General features: G+C 73.2%; 13 protein-coding genes. 1 reads left to right on the top strand and 12 read right to left on the bottom strand.

The window, feature by feature from the left end; genetic code table 11:
- Positions 1-63: 63 nt before the first annotated feature.
- The 12 genes from WMF26_RS39810 to aroA form a co-directional block, all read right to left on the bottom strand.
- Positions 64-732 carry a carbonic anhydrase gene (locus WMF26_RS39810; RefSeq protein ID WP_437996989.1) on the bottom strand — a complete coding sequence of 223 codons (669 nt, stop codon included), beginning with the start codon at positions 730-732 and terminating at the stop codon, positions 64-66.
- Positions 733-1,391: 659 nt separating this feature from the next.
- Positions 1,392-1,817, bottom strand: a complete 426-nt coding sequence (locus WMF26_RS39805) for an HIT family protein (RefSeq protein WP_437996988.1) — start codon at positions 1,815-1,817, stop codon at positions 1,392-1,394.
- Positions 1,818-1,927: 110 nt separating this feature from the next.
- On the bottom strand, positions 1,928-2,869 hold the full coding sequence (locus tag WMF26_RS39800) for a hypothetical protein (RefSeq protein ID WP_437996987.1): 942 nt from the start codon (positions 2,867-2,869) through the stop codon (positions 1,928-1,930).
- A gap of 95 nt (positions 2,870-2,964) precedes the next feature.
- Positions 2,965-3,912, bottom strand: a complete 948-nt coding sequence (locus WMF26_RS39795) for a hypothetical protein (RefSeq protein WP_020739972.1) — start codon at positions 3,910-3,912, stop codon at positions 2,965-2,967.
- Between the two features lie 283 nt (positions 3,913-4,195).
- Positions 4,196-5,665 (bottom strand): AI-2E family transporter, encoded by a 1,470-nt coding sequence (locus tag WMF26_RS39790; protein WP_437996986.1) that lies wholly within the window; start codon positions 5,663-5,665, stop codon positions 4,196-4,198.
- Complete coding sequence (locus WMF26_RS39785; protein WP_061622619.1) at positions 5,662-6,210, bottom strand: HIT family protein; 549 nt, start codon at positions 6,208-6,210, stop codon at positions 5,662-5,664. Before WMF26_RS39785 ends, WMF26_RS39790 begins: the two co-directional genes overlap by 4 nt.
- Before the next feature lie 217 nt (positions 6,211-6,427).
- Positions 6,428-6,994 carry a hypothetical protein gene (locus WMF26_RS39780; RefSeq protein WP_437996985.1) on the bottom strand — a complete coding sequence of 189 codons (567 nt, stop codon included), beginning with the start codon at positions 6,992-6,994 and terminating at the stop codon, positions 6,428-6,430.
- A 194-nt stretch (positions 6,995-7,188) separates the two neighbouring features.
- Complete coding sequence (locus tag WMF26_RS39775) at positions 7,189-8,994, bottom strand: 30S ribosomal protein S1 (protein WP_257792742.1); 1,806 nt, start codon at positions 8,992-8,994, stop codon at positions 7,189-7,191.
- Between the two features lie 169 nt (positions 8,995-9,163).
- Positions 9,164-10,282 carry a hypothetical protein gene (locus tag WMF26_RS39770; protein WP_437996984.1) on the bottom strand — a complete coding sequence of 373 codons (1,119 nt, stop codon included), beginning with the start codon at positions 10,280-10,282 and terminating at the stop codon, positions 9,164-9,166.
- Between the two features lie 4 nt (positions 10,283-10,286).
- On the bottom strand, positions 10,287-11,255 hold the full coding sequence (locus tag WMF26_RS39765; protein ID WP_437996983.1) for a hypothetical protein: 969 nt from the start codon (positions 11,253-11,255) through the stop codon (positions 10,287-10,289).
- Positions 11,239-12,075: a (d)CMP kinase gene (gene cmk, locus WMF26_RS39760; RefSeq protein ID WP_437996982.1), complete on the bottom strand. Its 837-nt coding sequence runs from the start codon at positions 12,073-12,075 to the stop codon at positions 11,239-11,241. Before cmk ends, WMF26_RS39765 begins: the two co-directional genes overlap by 17 nt.
- A 40-nt stretch (positions 12,076-12,115) precedes the next feature.
- Complete coding sequence (aroA, locus tag WMF26_RS39755) at positions 12,116-13,483, bottom strand: 3-phosphoshikimate 1-carboxyvinyltransferase (protein WP_437996981.1); 1,368 nt, start codon at positions 13,481-13,483, stop codon at positions 12,116-12,118.
- A gap of 159 nt (positions 13,484-13,642) precedes the next feature.
- Here aroA and WMF26_RS39750 point away from each other — a divergent pair, with 159 nt between their 5' ends.
- Entirely contained in the window at positions 13,643-14,545 is a 903-nt protein-coding gene (locus tag WMF26_RS39750; RefSeq protein WP_437996980.1) for a nucleotidyltransferase domain-containing protein, read from the top strand.
- The last annotated feature ends 65 nt before the right edge of the window (positions 14,546-14,610 follow it).

Genomic DNA, 14,610 nt, shown 5'->3' with positions numbered 1-14,610 from the left:
TTTTGAAGCTGCATCGAAAGGCCCTCTCTTCCAGTAAGTCTTGGGTCAGTGCCAGTGAGGTGCTCAGACCGCGCGCCGGTAGACCGTGGTCTCCGGCAGCGCGGACGGGGGCGCCGCCTCGCAGATGGGCGCGAACTGGCCGCTCGAATGCTCGAACTGGAAGACCTGACCGGTCTCGATCTTGAAGACCCAGGCGTAGAGGGAGAGCTCCCCGCGCGCGAGCCGCGCGCGGATCGTCGGGTGGGTGCGGAGGTTCTCGATCTGGGCGAGGACGTTCTCCTCGACCGTGATCGTCAGGCGGTTCTCCCCCTCGATGTGGGAATAGTTCTCCTGCACCAGGCGGCGCGTCAGCTCCGCGTGCTGGAGCCACGACTTGACCGCCGGCAGCTCGTCCAGGCCGTTGAGATCGAGCAGCCCGCGCATCGCGCCGCAGTGCGTGTGGCCGCAGACGATGATGTGCTTGATCCCGAGGTGCGCGACCGCGAACTCGATCGCCGCGGCCTCGCTGCCGTTGCTCGCGCCGTACGGCGGCACGATGTTGCCGACGTTGCGCACGATGAAGATGTCGCCCGGCTGGGTCTGCGTGATGAGGTTCGGGTTGATCCGGCTGTCCGAGCACGTGATGAACAGCGCCTCGGGGCGCTGACCCCTCGCCAGGTGCTGGAAGAGGTCCTGATACCCGCGGCAGACATCGGTCTGGAACTTGTGCAACCCGTCAGCGAGCTTCTGCATTTGAACAAACCCTCTCGTTGACCGCGCCGATTCAGCGCGGCAGTCGTCGTGAACACCTCCGGTTTCCAGCTCCTCCGCGACAGGCCGCGAGCGGCCTCGGCCACGGAGCTAGCCGATCAATTCAGGAAACGTGGTGGAGGGCGACGGACGGGAGGGTGGGGGACGGGGGAGGCGAGGCGGGCGGGCCGGAGATCGGCCACGAGGGCGACGCGAGGGCGCCTCGCGTCGTCGCCGGGTACCGAGCGCATCGCGCGAAGCCGGTGGGCCCCGGCACGGACCGACGGCTGCAGTCCAGCGAGATCAACCTGGTCGATCTCGGTGGATCCGGTCCGAAACGACCCCGAAACATCGGAGTTGCTCGCTTCGATGATGCTGATATTCCCCCGTACCAGCGTAAGCGGCGCGAGGATCAGCGCGAAGAGCAGCGCGATCCGAGGGAGGAATGACCGGAGAACCAGCATCGTTCAGGGATGGATAGGGCGTCGGGCGTTGGAACCAGGGGCGAACGCCGTCTATTCCCTAACCTGGCAGCGGGCCCGGTTCGTCGCAAGACGCCACGGCGCCATACCATGTGCGGCAAAGTGTCGCAGTCGGGGACGGACGCCTCGCTCCTGAGCCAGGTCGGCGCCCCGTCCAGATAACCGTTATAGCGACGGAATTCAACCGCTAGCCAACGCCGTCACGATGGCGTCGCGCAGGGCGACCATCTCGTGCTCTCCCGCATATTTGTGACGAGGCCAGAAGAAGCCCTTGAGACCGTCTTTCCGACGGCGCGGGACCACATGGACGTGCAAGTGGGGGACGCTCTGACTGACGCGGTTGTTGATGGCGACGAAGAAGCCGTCGGCTGAGCACGCCGACTCCACGGCGCGCGCGAGGCGCTGCGCGGTCGCGAAGAGCGGTCCGACGAGCTCTGACGGAAGGTCGGTGAGCACCTCGTGATGGGCGCGCGGGATGAGCAGGCAGTGGCCGGGGAAGAGCGGGCGGTGGTCCAGGAACGCGATCGCCTCCGGCTCGTCGAGGACGACGTAGGCCGGCGTTTCGCCCCGGGCGATGCTGCAGAAGGCGCAAGGTCGAGCGGGCATGGCGGCCTCCCGGAGCGATGCCGCGCCGCCTGCCGGGCGTCAACGCCGGCCCGCGGCCAGGCGCGGCGGCGGGCTGTGCAAGGGCCGTGGCGCGGCGCGCGGCGTCGCGATCAGTGGCTCGCGAGGATCTCGTCGATCGACCCGTGACCGGCGGGCTCGCGCGTCCAGTAGTCGAGGAGCCTCCCGCCGGCCGTCATCCAGGCCCGGTCGTAGCGGCCGTCCTGCGACGTGATCCGCACGATGTGGTCGCCGCCGTGGAACGCCCAGTGGCGGCCCGTGTTGTCGAAGTGATCGATGAGCGCGCCCTGCCGCGTCTTCACGTGGAGGGCGTCGGCCGGATCGTCCCAGGTCGTGTCGACGATGAGCTCGTAGACCTGCCAGAGGTTGCCGGACGGGAGCACACCCCAGTCGACGTTGAGCCCGGAGTCGTTCGGGAGCCCGAACACGAAGCAGTGCGGCATGCGCCTCGCCGCGTGCCAGAGGTCGCCGTTGCGGCTCGGCTCGTGGTGGAGCGTCACGAGCGTGTCGCGCGCGAGGCCGAACCCGTCGCTGTCGCCCGGGCTGTCCCACACGCGGCGGAAGAGGTGCTGGCAGAGCTGGTCGGCGCCGGCGGAGAACCCGACCGTGAGCAGGCCCCGCTGCCGGCGCTCGTGCAGGATGCGCCCGAACTTGCCGGGCTCCCCCTCGAACAGGGCGCCGAGCTGCTTGTAGCGCCAGAGCCCCGTCGTGCTGTAACCGCCGCCGAGGATCACCACCTCGGACGACCCGAGCAGATCCCAGAGCACGTCGACGTCCTCGCGCCGCAGGTTGCTGGTCCAGTAGAACGGCACGTGCTCGAGGCCGAACCGCTCGTAGAACTGGAAGAACCAGCGGAAGTTGCCGTACGCGAACTCCTGCCGCTCGAGCTCGTTGCCGTCGCGGGGCGCCTCCGACATCGGCAGGAACAGGACGCGCTTGTTGTCCCGCCCGCGGAGGGCGCGCTGCGCGATGTAGTCGTTGTGGATGACGTTGCAGCGGCTGTGCGAGCTGTAGATCAGCGCGGTCCCTCTCATCAGGCCGCGCATCTCAGCGGCTCGGCGCGCCCTGCGTCAAGGGGGCGCGCGCTGCGTGTGGCGCGCTCCCTCGACGGGGGCGCGGCCGGGCGCGCTCAGCCGCGCCTCACCTGCTGCATCTTGCGCGGGACGGCGCCGGAGCGCATCAGCATCTCGAACGCCTCCTTCTCGAGCATCGGGTGCACGCCGCGCGGCGGGACGCCCATGGGGCTCTTCTTCTTCGTGATGAACCCGCTCAGGTACTGCGGGTTGAGCGCGCTCAGGCTCCGGAGCGTGCTCTTCATCTGCTTCGTGTTGTTCGCCCAGGCGTAGGCGAACGCCCGCGAGCGGAGCAGCTGCGGCTTGAGCTCGGCGAACGCGTCGTCGTTCGGATCGAACGTCTCGAGCAGCTCGACGGCCTTCGTGGCCTGCCCGGTGCGGGCCCACGCCTCGCCGACGATGGCGGCCATCATGGCGCGGATCCTCGGCTCCTTGTGGCGGGTCATGTCGATCTTGTCGACGAGCGCCCGCGCCTCGTCCGTCTCGCTCAGGATGAGGTGGATCATGCCGCGCTGCGCGCGCGCCTCGTCGGCCATGGGCGCCATCACCTTGTCGAGGTTGATGGTCTCGAGCGTCCGGAGCGCGGCGCGCGGGTCCTCCTGCATCTGGAGCTGCGCCTTCGCGAACGTCGCGGCCGCGTCGTCCTTCTTGAACTCCGTGTCGAGCTTGGCGATCGCGTCCTTGCGCGCCTCGGCGGAGTCGGCGGTCTGCACGATCTGCGCGACGGCGCGCGTCTTTGTCGCGAAGCGCAGCGCCCACAGGATGACGCCCGCGACCACGACCGTCAGGACGCCGGCGGCCACCTTCGGCCAGACCCCGGGGATCGCCAGGGCGATGGCCCAGATGATCAGCGCCGGGATGCCGACGCGGAGGGCGAGCGAGCGCGGGTTCAGCTGGGCGAGGGGGTCGGCCGGCGGCTTTCCGCTGCGGAGCGCGGCGATGGCCTGCTCGCGCTGCTGCTTGGGGCTCTGCTTCTTCGGGGTGGGTTTGCCGGGGGTCTTCATCGAAGGTCGTGGATCTGACGGACGTTGCGGCTCCGCGGGGCGCGGGGTCTCATAGCCGGCCTGCGGGGGAGCGGCCAGCGGCGGCGGGCAGGCGAGCTGCCCGGCCCCCGGGGAGGGGGGCCGTCGCGGGGGGCGCGCACGGGCTGAACTCGCCTGGGACGCCCTGTGCCCGACGTGCTGCGCACGCCGGGCACAGGGCGTCCCAGGCTCAGACACCAGCCCGTGCGCGCCCCCCGCGACGACCCCCTCCCCGGGGGCCTACGGTCGTCGAAGGCGGGCGAGGCTAGCTCGCGGCGGTGCCGGGGTCGCCGGGGCGCGCGGGGGGGTCGCCCTCGGGGGCGGAGGCGGGGAGCGGGGTGACCGCAGGGCGGACCGTCTCGAAGCCGCGCAGCGGCGGGAGAGGCTCGATCGACGGGGCGACCAGCGCGGCGCCGCGCGTCGGCGGGATCGAGGCCGTCGGGTCGGCGAGGCCGAGCGTGGACTCGCGGAAGTGAAGGAAGACCGTCTGCGCGATCGACAGGCACGGGACCGCGAAGAGCGCGCCGGTGATCTGGAAGAAGTGCTCGCCGATGAGCAGCGCGAGCACCACGAGCACCGGATGGATCTTCGCCGAGTCGCCGATGATCTTCGGGTTCAGGAAGTTCGCCTCGAGCTGGTGGATGCCGACGATCCACGCGAGCACGCCGACCGCCGTGCCGAACGACTGCGTGAGGCCGATGAGGACCGCCGGGATCGAGCTCAAGATCGAGCCGAAGATCGGGATCAGCGACATCACCGCCGCGAGGACCGAGAGGATCGGCCAGTACTTGAGGTCGAAGAGCCAGAAGCCGATCGCGGAGAGGACGCCGTTCACGAGGCAGATGAGGAGCTGCCCGCGCACGACGCCGGACAGCCCCCGGTCGAGCCGGCGCAGGAAGCGATCGAACGACTCGCGCGAGCTCGGGTGCCAGAGCTCGCGGAAGAAGCGCAGGATCTTCTCGTGCGTCAGGATGATGTACCCCGCGAGCATCAACGTCATGAAGAGGTTGAAGATGCCGCGCGAGATCGCGGTCGCGATGGCCTGGCCGATGCGCAAGACCGTGAGCGAGTTCTCCTTGAGGTAGGCGGCCGCCTTCTCGTAGCCCTCCTGGAGCATGTTCGCGCTCGAGAGCGCGTGCTTCGGGCGCGCCGGCGCGATCTGCCAGACGCCGTCGCCGGTCTCGCGGATCTCGACGTCCTCGGCGATGCGCACGTCGAAGGAGCCGTCCGGCCCGGGGACGATGCGGACAGGCGGGCGCTCGAAGCCATCCTCCCGGGGCGCGGCGAGATCGCCGGGCGGCGCGCCCGGTTCGTCGGGCGTCGGGCCCGGCGCGACCTCGTGCGGCGCGGGCGGCGCCTCGGGCGACGCCAGCGGCTCGCGGCCGGACCAGCGGCGGAGCCGCGCGTCGAGCGCGGGCAGGTACTCCTCGCGGAGCCGCGCGGCGAGCCGCGGCGCCTCGGCGGTGAGCGCCTTCCCCTCGGCGACGAGCCGCGGGACGCTGAGGGCGAAGAAGCCCGCGACGCCGGAGATCACGAGCGCGTAGACGACGAGGATCGCGGCCCACCGCGGGACGCGCGCGCGCTCGAGCCGGAGGACAGCCGGCGTGAGCACGTAGGCCACGACGAGCGCGAGCACGAACGGGAGCAGCACCGCGTGCGAGACGATGAGCAGCGCCGCCGTCAGGACGGCGCTCACCGTCAGGAACACGGTGCGCCGCGAGGGCCCCTCGCTCACGGCGCCTCGCGCGCGGCCGGGCCCGGGACGCCGTCGTCGACGAGCGACGCGGGCAGATCGGCGAAGAAGCCGAGCAGGTGGTCGCGCGTCGCCTCGAGCGCCTGCGGCACGACGCGCGTGTCGGCGAGCACGGGCATGAAGTTGGTGTCGCCGGGCCAGCGCGGCACGATGTGCACGTGCAGGTGCTCGGCGATCCCGGCGCCCGCGGCGGTGCCGAGGTTGATCCCGACGTTCATGCCCTCGCACTTGAGCGCGGCGCGCAGGCGGGTCGCCGACTCGCGCACGAGGCGGAAGAGCGCCTCGTGGTCGGCCGGCTCGAGCGCGTCGAGCGAGGCGACGTGCGCGTGCGGCACCACGAGGAGGTGGCCCGAGGCGAACGGGTAGCGGTTCAGCATGACGAACGCGCGGCGGGTCGCGGTCACGACCAGCCGGTCGCGCTGTTCTTGCTGGGTTGCGCGGGGGATGCCGCAGAAGATGCAGTCGGACTGGCCCTTCGGCGCAAGGATGTACTCGATGCGCCAGGGCGCCCACAGGGGGTTGCCCATGTCGCGGAGACGCTAGCACGGCGGCCACGCGCGCGGGACCACCGCCCGTGCTTCGCGCCCGCCGCGTCGCCCCGTCGTCATCACCGCCGCCCGCGCCTCGCGCCGTGCTCGCGCGGCTCCCACGGGGATTGCCCGCCCGGGGACGCCCGCGCTCGGCCGCGGGCCGCGGCGCGGACCTCAGGAGACCCGCGCTCGGCCGCGGGCCGCGGCGCGGATCTCAGAAGGCGATCGGCGTGGCGGCGAGATCGAACCAGACCGAGAGGGCAAGCCCGGCGGACGTGCCGAGCGCGTCCCAGACGAGATCGCGGAGCGAGGGGGTGCCGTACCCGGCGGCGTCGAACGCCTCCTTCGCCAGGCCGGCGCCGAGCGCGACCGCGGCCCCCACCGCGATCCGTCCATGGAGGTCGTCGGTCGCGAGCGCGCCGAGCGCGTACCCGCCGCTGGCGAGGGCGATGGACGCACAGAAATGGCGCGCCTTGTCATCGCTGAACCACGGGTCGGGGTCGCGCAGCGGCGCGTAGGCGCGCGCGAGCGGCCGCTCCGGGAACGTCACCCGGGGCAGGCCGCCCGGGAGGCGGGCGAGGGGGTCGCCGGCGGGGCCGGCAAAGACGCCGCCTGCGGGGCCGGCGAGGGGGCCCGCGGGGCCAGCCAAGGGGCGCGGGCCGGCAAAGGGGGCCGCGGGGCCTGCGGCGAGCGGGCCGTCGGCGCGGGCGGGGGGCGCGCCGAGCGCCAGGGCGGCAAGGACCGGCGCGGCGAGGGCGGAGCGCGCGAGGGGGCCTCTCATCGCGGCGGGATCGTCCGCGGCGCCCCGCAAAAAGCAAGAGGCGAGGCCCTGGGGAGGGCCTCGCCTCTCGTCGACATCGGGTCCACACGGCGAGCCGAGCGGCACCGGGGCGCCCGCAGCCCGCCGTACCTTCGGTGCGGCGGAGTGCGCGCCTGGCGCGCGGCCGGATCAGGCGGGCCGCGCGCCGGGCAGCGTCACTTCAGGTCGAGCTTGCCGCCGAACTTCTCCTTGATGAGATCGCCGATCGTCCCGGCCACCGGCTTGTCGTCGTCGTCCTTGCGCTTCTGCTGCTGGCGCTGGACCGGGGCGGGGCGCTCCATGCCGATGTTCTTCATCGTCAGGAAGAGCCGGCGGTCGACCGTGTCGAGCGAGGAGATCTCGGCCTTCACCTTGTCGCCCACCTTGAGCTTGCCGTCCTCGGGCTCCTGCACGTCGCTCTGCGAGATGAGGCCCTCGACGCCCTCGCGCAGCCGCACGAACACGCCGTAGTCGACGATGCTCACCACCTGGGCGTCCTCGATGACGCGGCCGGGCGGGTACTCCTGCAGCATGGTCGGCCACGGGTCGTCCCAGAGCTGCTTGATGCCGAGGGAGACCTTCTTCTCGTCGTGGTTGATCGAGAGGATGATCGCCTCGACGTCGTCGCCCTTGTGGTACAGGTCGCTCGGGTTGTTGACGCGCACCGACCACGAGAGGTCGCTCTTGTGGACCATGCCGTCGACGCCCTCCTCGATCCCGACGAAGACGCCGTAGTCGGTGAGCGACCGGACCTTGCCCGCGATCTTGTCGCCGGGGTGGTACTTGTCCGTGAAGAGCATCCACGGATCCGGCTCCAGCTGCTTGAGGCCGAGGCTGATGCGCTTCGCGCGCGCGTCCACCTCGAGCACCTGGCACTCGAGCTCCTGGCCCACCTCGAGGAGCTTCGACGGGTGCTTGACCTTCTTGGTCCAGCTCATCTCGCTCACGTGGATGAGGCCCTCGACGCCCGGCTCCAGCTCGACGAACGCGCCGTAGTCGGTGATCGACATGACCTTGCCGCGGACCTTCTTGCCCGCGGGGTAGGCCTCCTCGGCGTGGTTCCAGGGGTCCTCCTGGGTCTGCTTGAGGCCCAGGGAGACGCGCTCGGTGTCGGCGTTGTACTTGAGGACCTTCACGAGGACCTCGTCGCCGACCTGGAACACCTCGCTCGGGTGGTTCACGCGGCCCCACGACATGTCCGTGATGTGCAGGAGGCCATCGATGCCGCCGAGGTCGACGAACGCGCCGTACTCGGTGATGTTCTTGATGGTCCCCTTGACGGTCATCCCTTCCGTCAACGTCTCGAGCGTCTTGGCCTTCATCTCGTCGCGCTCGCGCTCGAGGAGCACGCGCCGCGAGAGCACGATGTTGCCGCGCTTCTTGTTGAACTTGATGACCTTGAACTTGTAGGTCTGGCCGATCAGCTTGTCCAAGTTGCGGATCGGGCGGAGGTCGACCTGCGAGCCCGGGAGGAAGGCCTTCACGCCGCCGCGGATGGTGACCGAGAGGCCGCCCTTCACGCGCTGGCTGATCGTGCCCTCGATGAGCTCGTCCGCCTCGCAGGCGTTCGAGATCTCATCCCAGACCTTCATCTTGTCGGCCTTCTCCTTCGACAAGGTGACGAGGCCGTCGTCGTTCTCGCGGCTCTCGATGTAGACGTCGACCTTGTCGCCCGCCTTGACGGCGGCCTGGCCCGCGGCGTCCGCGAACTCGCGCAGCGCGATGACGCCCTCGCTCTTGCCGCCGATGTCGACCACGACGGAGTCGCGGTTCACTGCGACCACGGTGCCGGAGATGATCTCTCCTTCACGCGCGAAATCGCCCCCTTCCACGCTCTGTTCGAAGAGCGCGGCAAAGCTCTCCATGCTCGCCCCGGACGAGCCTGCCTCCATATGGATGTTACTAGTCATGTTGTTCGTTCTTGTTTCCTTTCCTTCCCTGGGATTCGCCGCGCGGGCGTAGGCGTGGACCCTTGGTGCCACGCACGAGCGGCGGAGGGGCAGGCACACGCGTACCGATGCACCCGGCCCCTCGGGAGAGGCGAGCCTGTAGTCTGAGGAGGGGCCTCTGTCAATGCAACGACCGAGCCACGGTGGGTTTTTGTCGTTTCCCTGAGAAACGACGAGCCCGCCGGCTCAAAGCGGCGCATCGTCAGGGCGCCGCGCGCGGGGCGCCGGCGGCCTCGCGCGCTCGCTGCGCGAGCGCGGAGCAGGCGCGATCGAGGCCCTCGACGGGCCATTTCGTCCGGATCTCGACGCGGTCGCCCTGCGCTTCGGCCTGGGCGCCGTCGATCGCGGTCCCGGCGCCGGCGACGTCGGGGAGCAGCGCGAGCGCGAGCTTGAGGCTGCCGAGGAACGCCTGGGCGTCCGCGGCGAGCGCCGCGGCGGCGTCGCCCGAGACGGGCGCGAGGCGCATCGCGAGCGCGGGCTCCGCGCCGAGCGTGAGCGTGCCCGAGGCGTGAGCGATGCGCCTGAACAGCGCGCCGGCGCGCGGGAGCAGCGGCGAGGCCACGCCGGCGGCGCCGGACCACGCGGCGCCCGTGAGCGCGAAGGCGACGGCGCCCTGCTCGGGCAGATCGAGGCGCTGCCACTCGTCCGACGCGGGCAGCGCGGCGCTCACGATCTCGACGTCCGTGCCGACGACGAGCGTGCCGTCGTCGGCCTGGCCGATCACGGCGCGCGGGCGCGGGCCGCCGACGAGCAGGAGCTCGCCCTCGCGGCGGACATCGGACCAGCCCTCCTCGCGGGCGACCTTCTCCATGCCGGCGACGAACCGGCCCTTCGGGATGCGCCCCCCCGCGAGCGCGACCCAGCTCGCGGCGTCGGTCGAGGCGATCACGATCTCGCGCACGTCCGAGAGGACGTCGACGCTGGTGGCCGCCTCGACGCGCGCCCGCCGCGACGCGCCCGCGGGCGCCTCCTCGACGAGCGGCAGGAAGTGCTGGCGCACGGGCCCGAAGAGCGCGAGCTCCGCGGCCTCGAGGCGGACCACGATGTTCGCGTCGCCCGGGATGTGGCGCCGGGCCGTCGGCTCGTAGCGAAAGAAGAGGACGTAGACGCCGAGCGCGACGCCGGCGAGCAGCGCGACGCCGGCGAGCGCCGCGGCGAGGCACGCGGCCCCCCGCGGCCGGCCGGGGCGCGGCGGGGCCGCGCCGCCGTCGGGCTTCGCGGGGGGCGCCTCGGCGGGGTCGGCCTCCGGGGCCGGCGCGGGCGCCGCGGCCTCGTCGATCACGGTCGGTCGGATCGGTTCTTCGATCAGGGTGTCGGGCATCGGTTCAGCCGGGGGAGCCCCGGGACAGCAGGGCGAGCACGAGGGGCGCCGGGAAGAGCCAGCGGAGCCGCACGGTGCGCTCCACCTGCTCGATCGAGAGCGCCTTCATCAGCTCTGCGTAACGCACATCCTCGACGTTGTCGCGCAGCACCTCGAGGAACCGCCGGGCGCGCCCGGCGCCGGCCGGGTCGACGCCGACGATCTCCGCGTCGAGGCGCACCCCGTCGTCGGCGAGGGACGCCACGGCGCGGACGCGCTCGACGCCGGCGACGAGCGCGGAGGCCGACGGGAAGCGGCGCGCGAGCGAGGCGGGGAGCCGGCGCGCGCGCAGGTCGAGGCTTACGAGCCCCTCGGCGGCCGGATCGCCGCGGCGCTCGTCCGGGCCGTCGCGGAGGACGCGCGCGACGCTGCTCACCTCGGCCGCGGACACGAGCGCGACGGCGCGATCGCCGAGCGCGACGATCCGCGCCGTGTCGGCGCGCGCGGCGACGCCGTCGCCGCGGCGATCGAAGACGGCGACGCCGCCCTGCACGCCGTGCACATCCCGCGCGACCGGCGACGGCGCCCAGCGGTCGGGATCGGGCGCGAGCCCGGCCATCCGGCCCTCCAGGACGACGACGCGGTCGCCCGCCTCGAGATCGGCGAGCCGCAGGCCGAGCCAGACGACGTCGGCGCGCCGGAGGGCGCTCTCGAGCGCCTCGTCGGGCGCCTCGTCGAGCGCGCGCCGCGCGAGCTCGTCCGCGGCCGCCTGGCCGAGGCCGGCGCGCATGCGGGCGACGTCGACGCGCACCACGAGATCGAGATCGGCCGGGAGGAGATCGGCCGGCTCGATGCGCCGGACGATCCGCGGGCCGTCCGGGATCCTCGCGCGCTGCGCCTCGGGCCGCGGCGCCTCGCCCCCGCAGGCCGGGAGCGCGAGCGCGATCAGGGTAGCGGCGGCGGCGGCGGCGCGGGCGTCACGCGCCGCGCGCACGGATCTCCACGAGGGACGCCATCTCGTCGATGATCTCCTGCGGGCTCCGGTGCCCGGAGTCGACCAGGATCGCGTCGTCGGCCTTGCGGAGCGGCGCGACGGCGCGCTCGCTGTCGGCCTTGTCGCGGCGGAGCACGTCGGCGAGCGTCGCCTCGAAGCTGACGGACATGCCGCGCGCGACGAGCTCGTCGTACCGCCGCTTCGCGCGGATCTCGGCCGGCGCGGTGAGGAAGAACTTCACCTCGGCGTCGGGGAACACCACGGTGCCGATGTCGCGCCCCTCGAGCACGACCCCGCCGCCCGCGCCGGCCTGCCGCTGCATCGCGAGCAGCGCCTTGCGCACCGCGGGGATGGCCGAGACCCGGCTCGCGCCGAGGCTGATCTCGGGGGCGCGGATCGCGCTGGAGACGTCCTCGCCGTCGAGCAGCACCCGCATGCCGCTGCCGCCCACGCTCGAGTGCGGCGGCCCGCCCTCCGAGGCGGCGCGCGAGGCGGCGGAGGCGTACGCGGCGCCGGCGTCCGTGGAGTCGGGCGCCGCGCCGCGCTCCAGCGTGATGCGCCCGCCGCTCGCGAGATCCTCGGCGAGGGCGCCGATCGCGCCGGTCTCGTCCCACGCGAGGCCCACGCGGTGGACCGCGAGCGCGACGGCGCGGTAGATCGCGCCGGTGTCGACGAGGAGGTAGCCGAGCCGCTCGGCGAGCCCCCGCGCGACCGTGCCCTTGCCGGCGCCGGCCGGCCCGTCGATGGCGACGCGCAGCCGCCGGAGCTCGCCCTGGCCCGGGAGGTGGCGTGCGTCGTCCTGTCTCTGCCGTTCGGTCACCTGCGCTCCTCCTCGTTCGCTCGCTCGCTCGCTCGCCCGCTCACGCGGCGCGGGCGCCCTCGACCTCGATGCGCGCGCCCAGGGCGCGGAGCGTCCCGACGAAGAGGGGGAAGCTCGTCGCGATGCAGCCCGCGTCGCGCACGCGCGTCGGCCCGCGCGCGGCGAGCCCGAGCACGGCGGCCGTCATCGCGATGCGGTGGTCGCCGCGGCTGTCGACGTCGGCCGCCTCGAGCGGCCGGTCGGGCCTGCCCTCGACGAGGAGCCCGTCGGTGCGCTCCTCGCAGCGCAGGCCGAAGGCGCCGAGCACGGCCGCCATCGCCGCGATCCGGTCGGTCTCCTGCACGCGCAGCTCCCGCGCGTCGAACACCTCGGTGACGCCGCGCGCCCGCGCGGCGAGGCCGAGCAGGATGGGCAGCTCGTCGAGGGCGCGCGCCGCGAGCTCGCCGCCCGCGCGCCCGCCGCGCAGGCCGGCGCCGGAGGCGATGTGGAGATCGCCGGTCGGCTCGCCGAGGGCCTCCCCCTTGATCTCGACGGCGACGCTGCTGTCCATGTCGCGCAGCACCTCGAGCAGGCCGGTGCGCGTCGGGTTGAGGCCGACGCGTCGCGCGGTGACGCGGCTCTCTGGCACGAGCTCCGCGGCGGCGAGGAGGAACGCGGCGGCGGAGAGGTCGCCGGGCACGTCGAGGTCGAACGCCGGGAGGTTGCCGGAGAAGCGGGCCGCGTCGAGGCAGACCATCGCGCCGACCGAGTCGACCGGGACGCCGAGCGCGGTGAGCATGCGCTCGGTGTGATCGCGCGAGACGATCGGCTCGCGCACGAAGGTGGGGCCGTCGGCGAAGAGGCCGGAGAAGAGCAGGGCGCTCTTCACCTGGTCGCACGGGACGGGGAGGTCGTATTCGATGGACGAGAGCACGTGCGGCTCGGGGAGCGGCCCGACGTCGAGCGGCGCGGTGATCTCGCCGATCGTGCGCGGGTCGAGCTGCCCCTCGATGCGCCCGCCGCGGAGGCGGAGCGGCTTCGCGACGCGCTCCATGGGGCGGCGCGAGAGCGACGCGTCGCCGACGAGGCGCGCGGCGAAGCGCTGGGCGACGAGGATGCCCGAGAGGAGCCGCATGGTCGTCCCGGAGTTGCCGCAGTCGATGGGCCCGTCGGGGGCGCGGAGGCCGGAGAGCCCGGCGCCGTGGACGACGAGGTCGCCGGGCGACGGCTCCTCGACGCGGACGCCCAGGGCGCGCAGCGCGTCCACGGTCGAGCGGACGTCGCCGCCGAGCGAACCGCAGCGGACGCGGCTCTGCCCGGTGGCGAGCCCCGCCAGCAGGAGCGCCCTGTGGGCGATGCTCTTGTCCGCGGGGACCGGCACGCTCCCGATGAGCGGCCGCTCCGCCGGGTGGACGATCAGGTCGGGCACGCGATGCCGTTTAGCAGAACGGCGGGCGCAGGCACAGCGGGCGGGGCGGGGGGCGGCGGGGGCGCGGCGCGGCGGCGGCCCGTCCGGTGTCCGGGCGCCCGGGCGCATCCTGATGGTACGCTCGGCGCGCCGCGGGGAGCGGCAGGAGGCGGTGTGGACGTGAGCGAGGCACTGGACGTGGCGGCGCGCGTCGCGGCGCGGCTCGGCGCGATCCCGGGCGTTACGGCGGTCGTGCTGGGCGGCTCGCGCGCCCGCGGCGCCGGCCACCCGGACTCGGATCTCGATCTCGGCATCTACTACGAGCCGGAGCGCCCGCCCGATCTCCCGGCGCTGCGCGCGCTCGCGCGGGAGCTCTGCGCGGGCGGCGCCGAGGGCGCCGTGGCGCCGCTCGCGCGGGAGCTCATCGCGGCGGACCCCGGGGACGTGGTGACGCCGCCCGGCGCGTGGGGACCGTGGATCAACGGGGGCGCGTGGCTCGAGATCGAGGGGCACCGCGTCGACTGGCTCTACCGCGATCTCGCCCGCGTGCGGCGCGTGGTCGAGGAATGCCGCGCGGGGCAGGTGACGTGCGACTACCAGCCCGGGCACCCGCACGGCTTTTTCAGCTCCAACTACCTGGCCGACATCCACGACTGCCGGCCGCTCTTCGATCCGGCGGGCGTGCTCGCCCCGCTCAAGGCGCTCGTGACGCCGTATCCGCCGGCCCTGCGGCGGGCGCTCCTCGATCGGTTCCTGTGGGAGGCCGGCTTCGCGATCGACACCGCGAAGAAGGCCGCGGGGCGCGGCGACGTGGTGTACGTGAGCGGCTGCCTGTTCCGCGCCGCCGCCTGCCTGGTGCAGGCGCTGTTCGCGCTGAACGAGCGCTACGTCTCGAACGAGAAGGGCGCGCTTCAGCGGACGCGGGCGCTCCCGCGGTGCCCCGAGGGCTTCGCCGACCGATTGGAGGCGCTGCTCTCCGCGCCCGGCCAGGGCGCCGAGGCGCTGCTCGGGAGCCTCGGGCGCATGGAGGCGATCGCGCGCGAGGCGCGCGACCTGTGCCGGCGGGACGCGCCGGGCTGCTAGCATCGGCCGCGACGGAGGGCGCCGCGGGCGCGGGGCCCGGGGACACATCGAGCGAGGACGAGGAG

It is taken from the genome of Sorangium sp. So ce185, assembly GCF_051526825.1.
Classification (GTDB): domain Bacteria; phylum Myxococcota_A; class Polyangia; order Polyangiales; family Polyangiaceae; genus Sorangium; species Sorangium cellulosum_D.
This window is presented reverse-complemented; position numbering and strand designations above follow the sequence as displayed.

Excerpts from the sequence above, each read along its gene's own strand:
- WMF26_RS39810 (WP_437996989.1), bottom strand. The coding sequence starts at position 732 with ATGCAGAAGCTCGCTGACGGGTTGCACAAGTTCCAGACCGATGTCTGC.
- WMF26_RS39805 (WP_437996988.1), bottom strand. The coding sequence starts at position 1,817 with ATGCCCGCTCGACCTTGCGCCTTCTGCAGCATCGCCCGGGGCGAAACG.
- WMF26_RS39800 (WP_437996987.1), bottom strand. The coding sequence starts at position 2,869 with ATGAGAGGGACCGCGCTGATCTACAGCTCGCACAGCCGCTGCAACGTC.
- WMF26_RS39795 (WP_020739972.1), bottom strand. The coding sequence starts at position 3,912 with ATGAAGACCCCCGGCAAACCCACCCCGAAGAAGCAGAGCCCCAAGCAG.
- WMF26_RS39785 (WP_061622619.1), bottom strand. The coding sequence starts at position 6,210 with ATGGGCAACCCCCTGTGGGCGCCCTGGCGCATCGAGTACATCCTTGCG.
- WMF26_RS39780 (WP_437996985.1), bottom strand. The coding sequence starts at position 6,994 with ATGAGAGGCCCCCTCGCGCGCTCCGCCCTCGCCGCGCCGGTCCTTGCC.
- WMF26_RS39770 (WP_437996984.1), bottom strand. The coding sequence starts at position 10,282 with ATGCCCGACACCCTGATCGAAGAACCGATCCGACCGACCGTGATCGAC.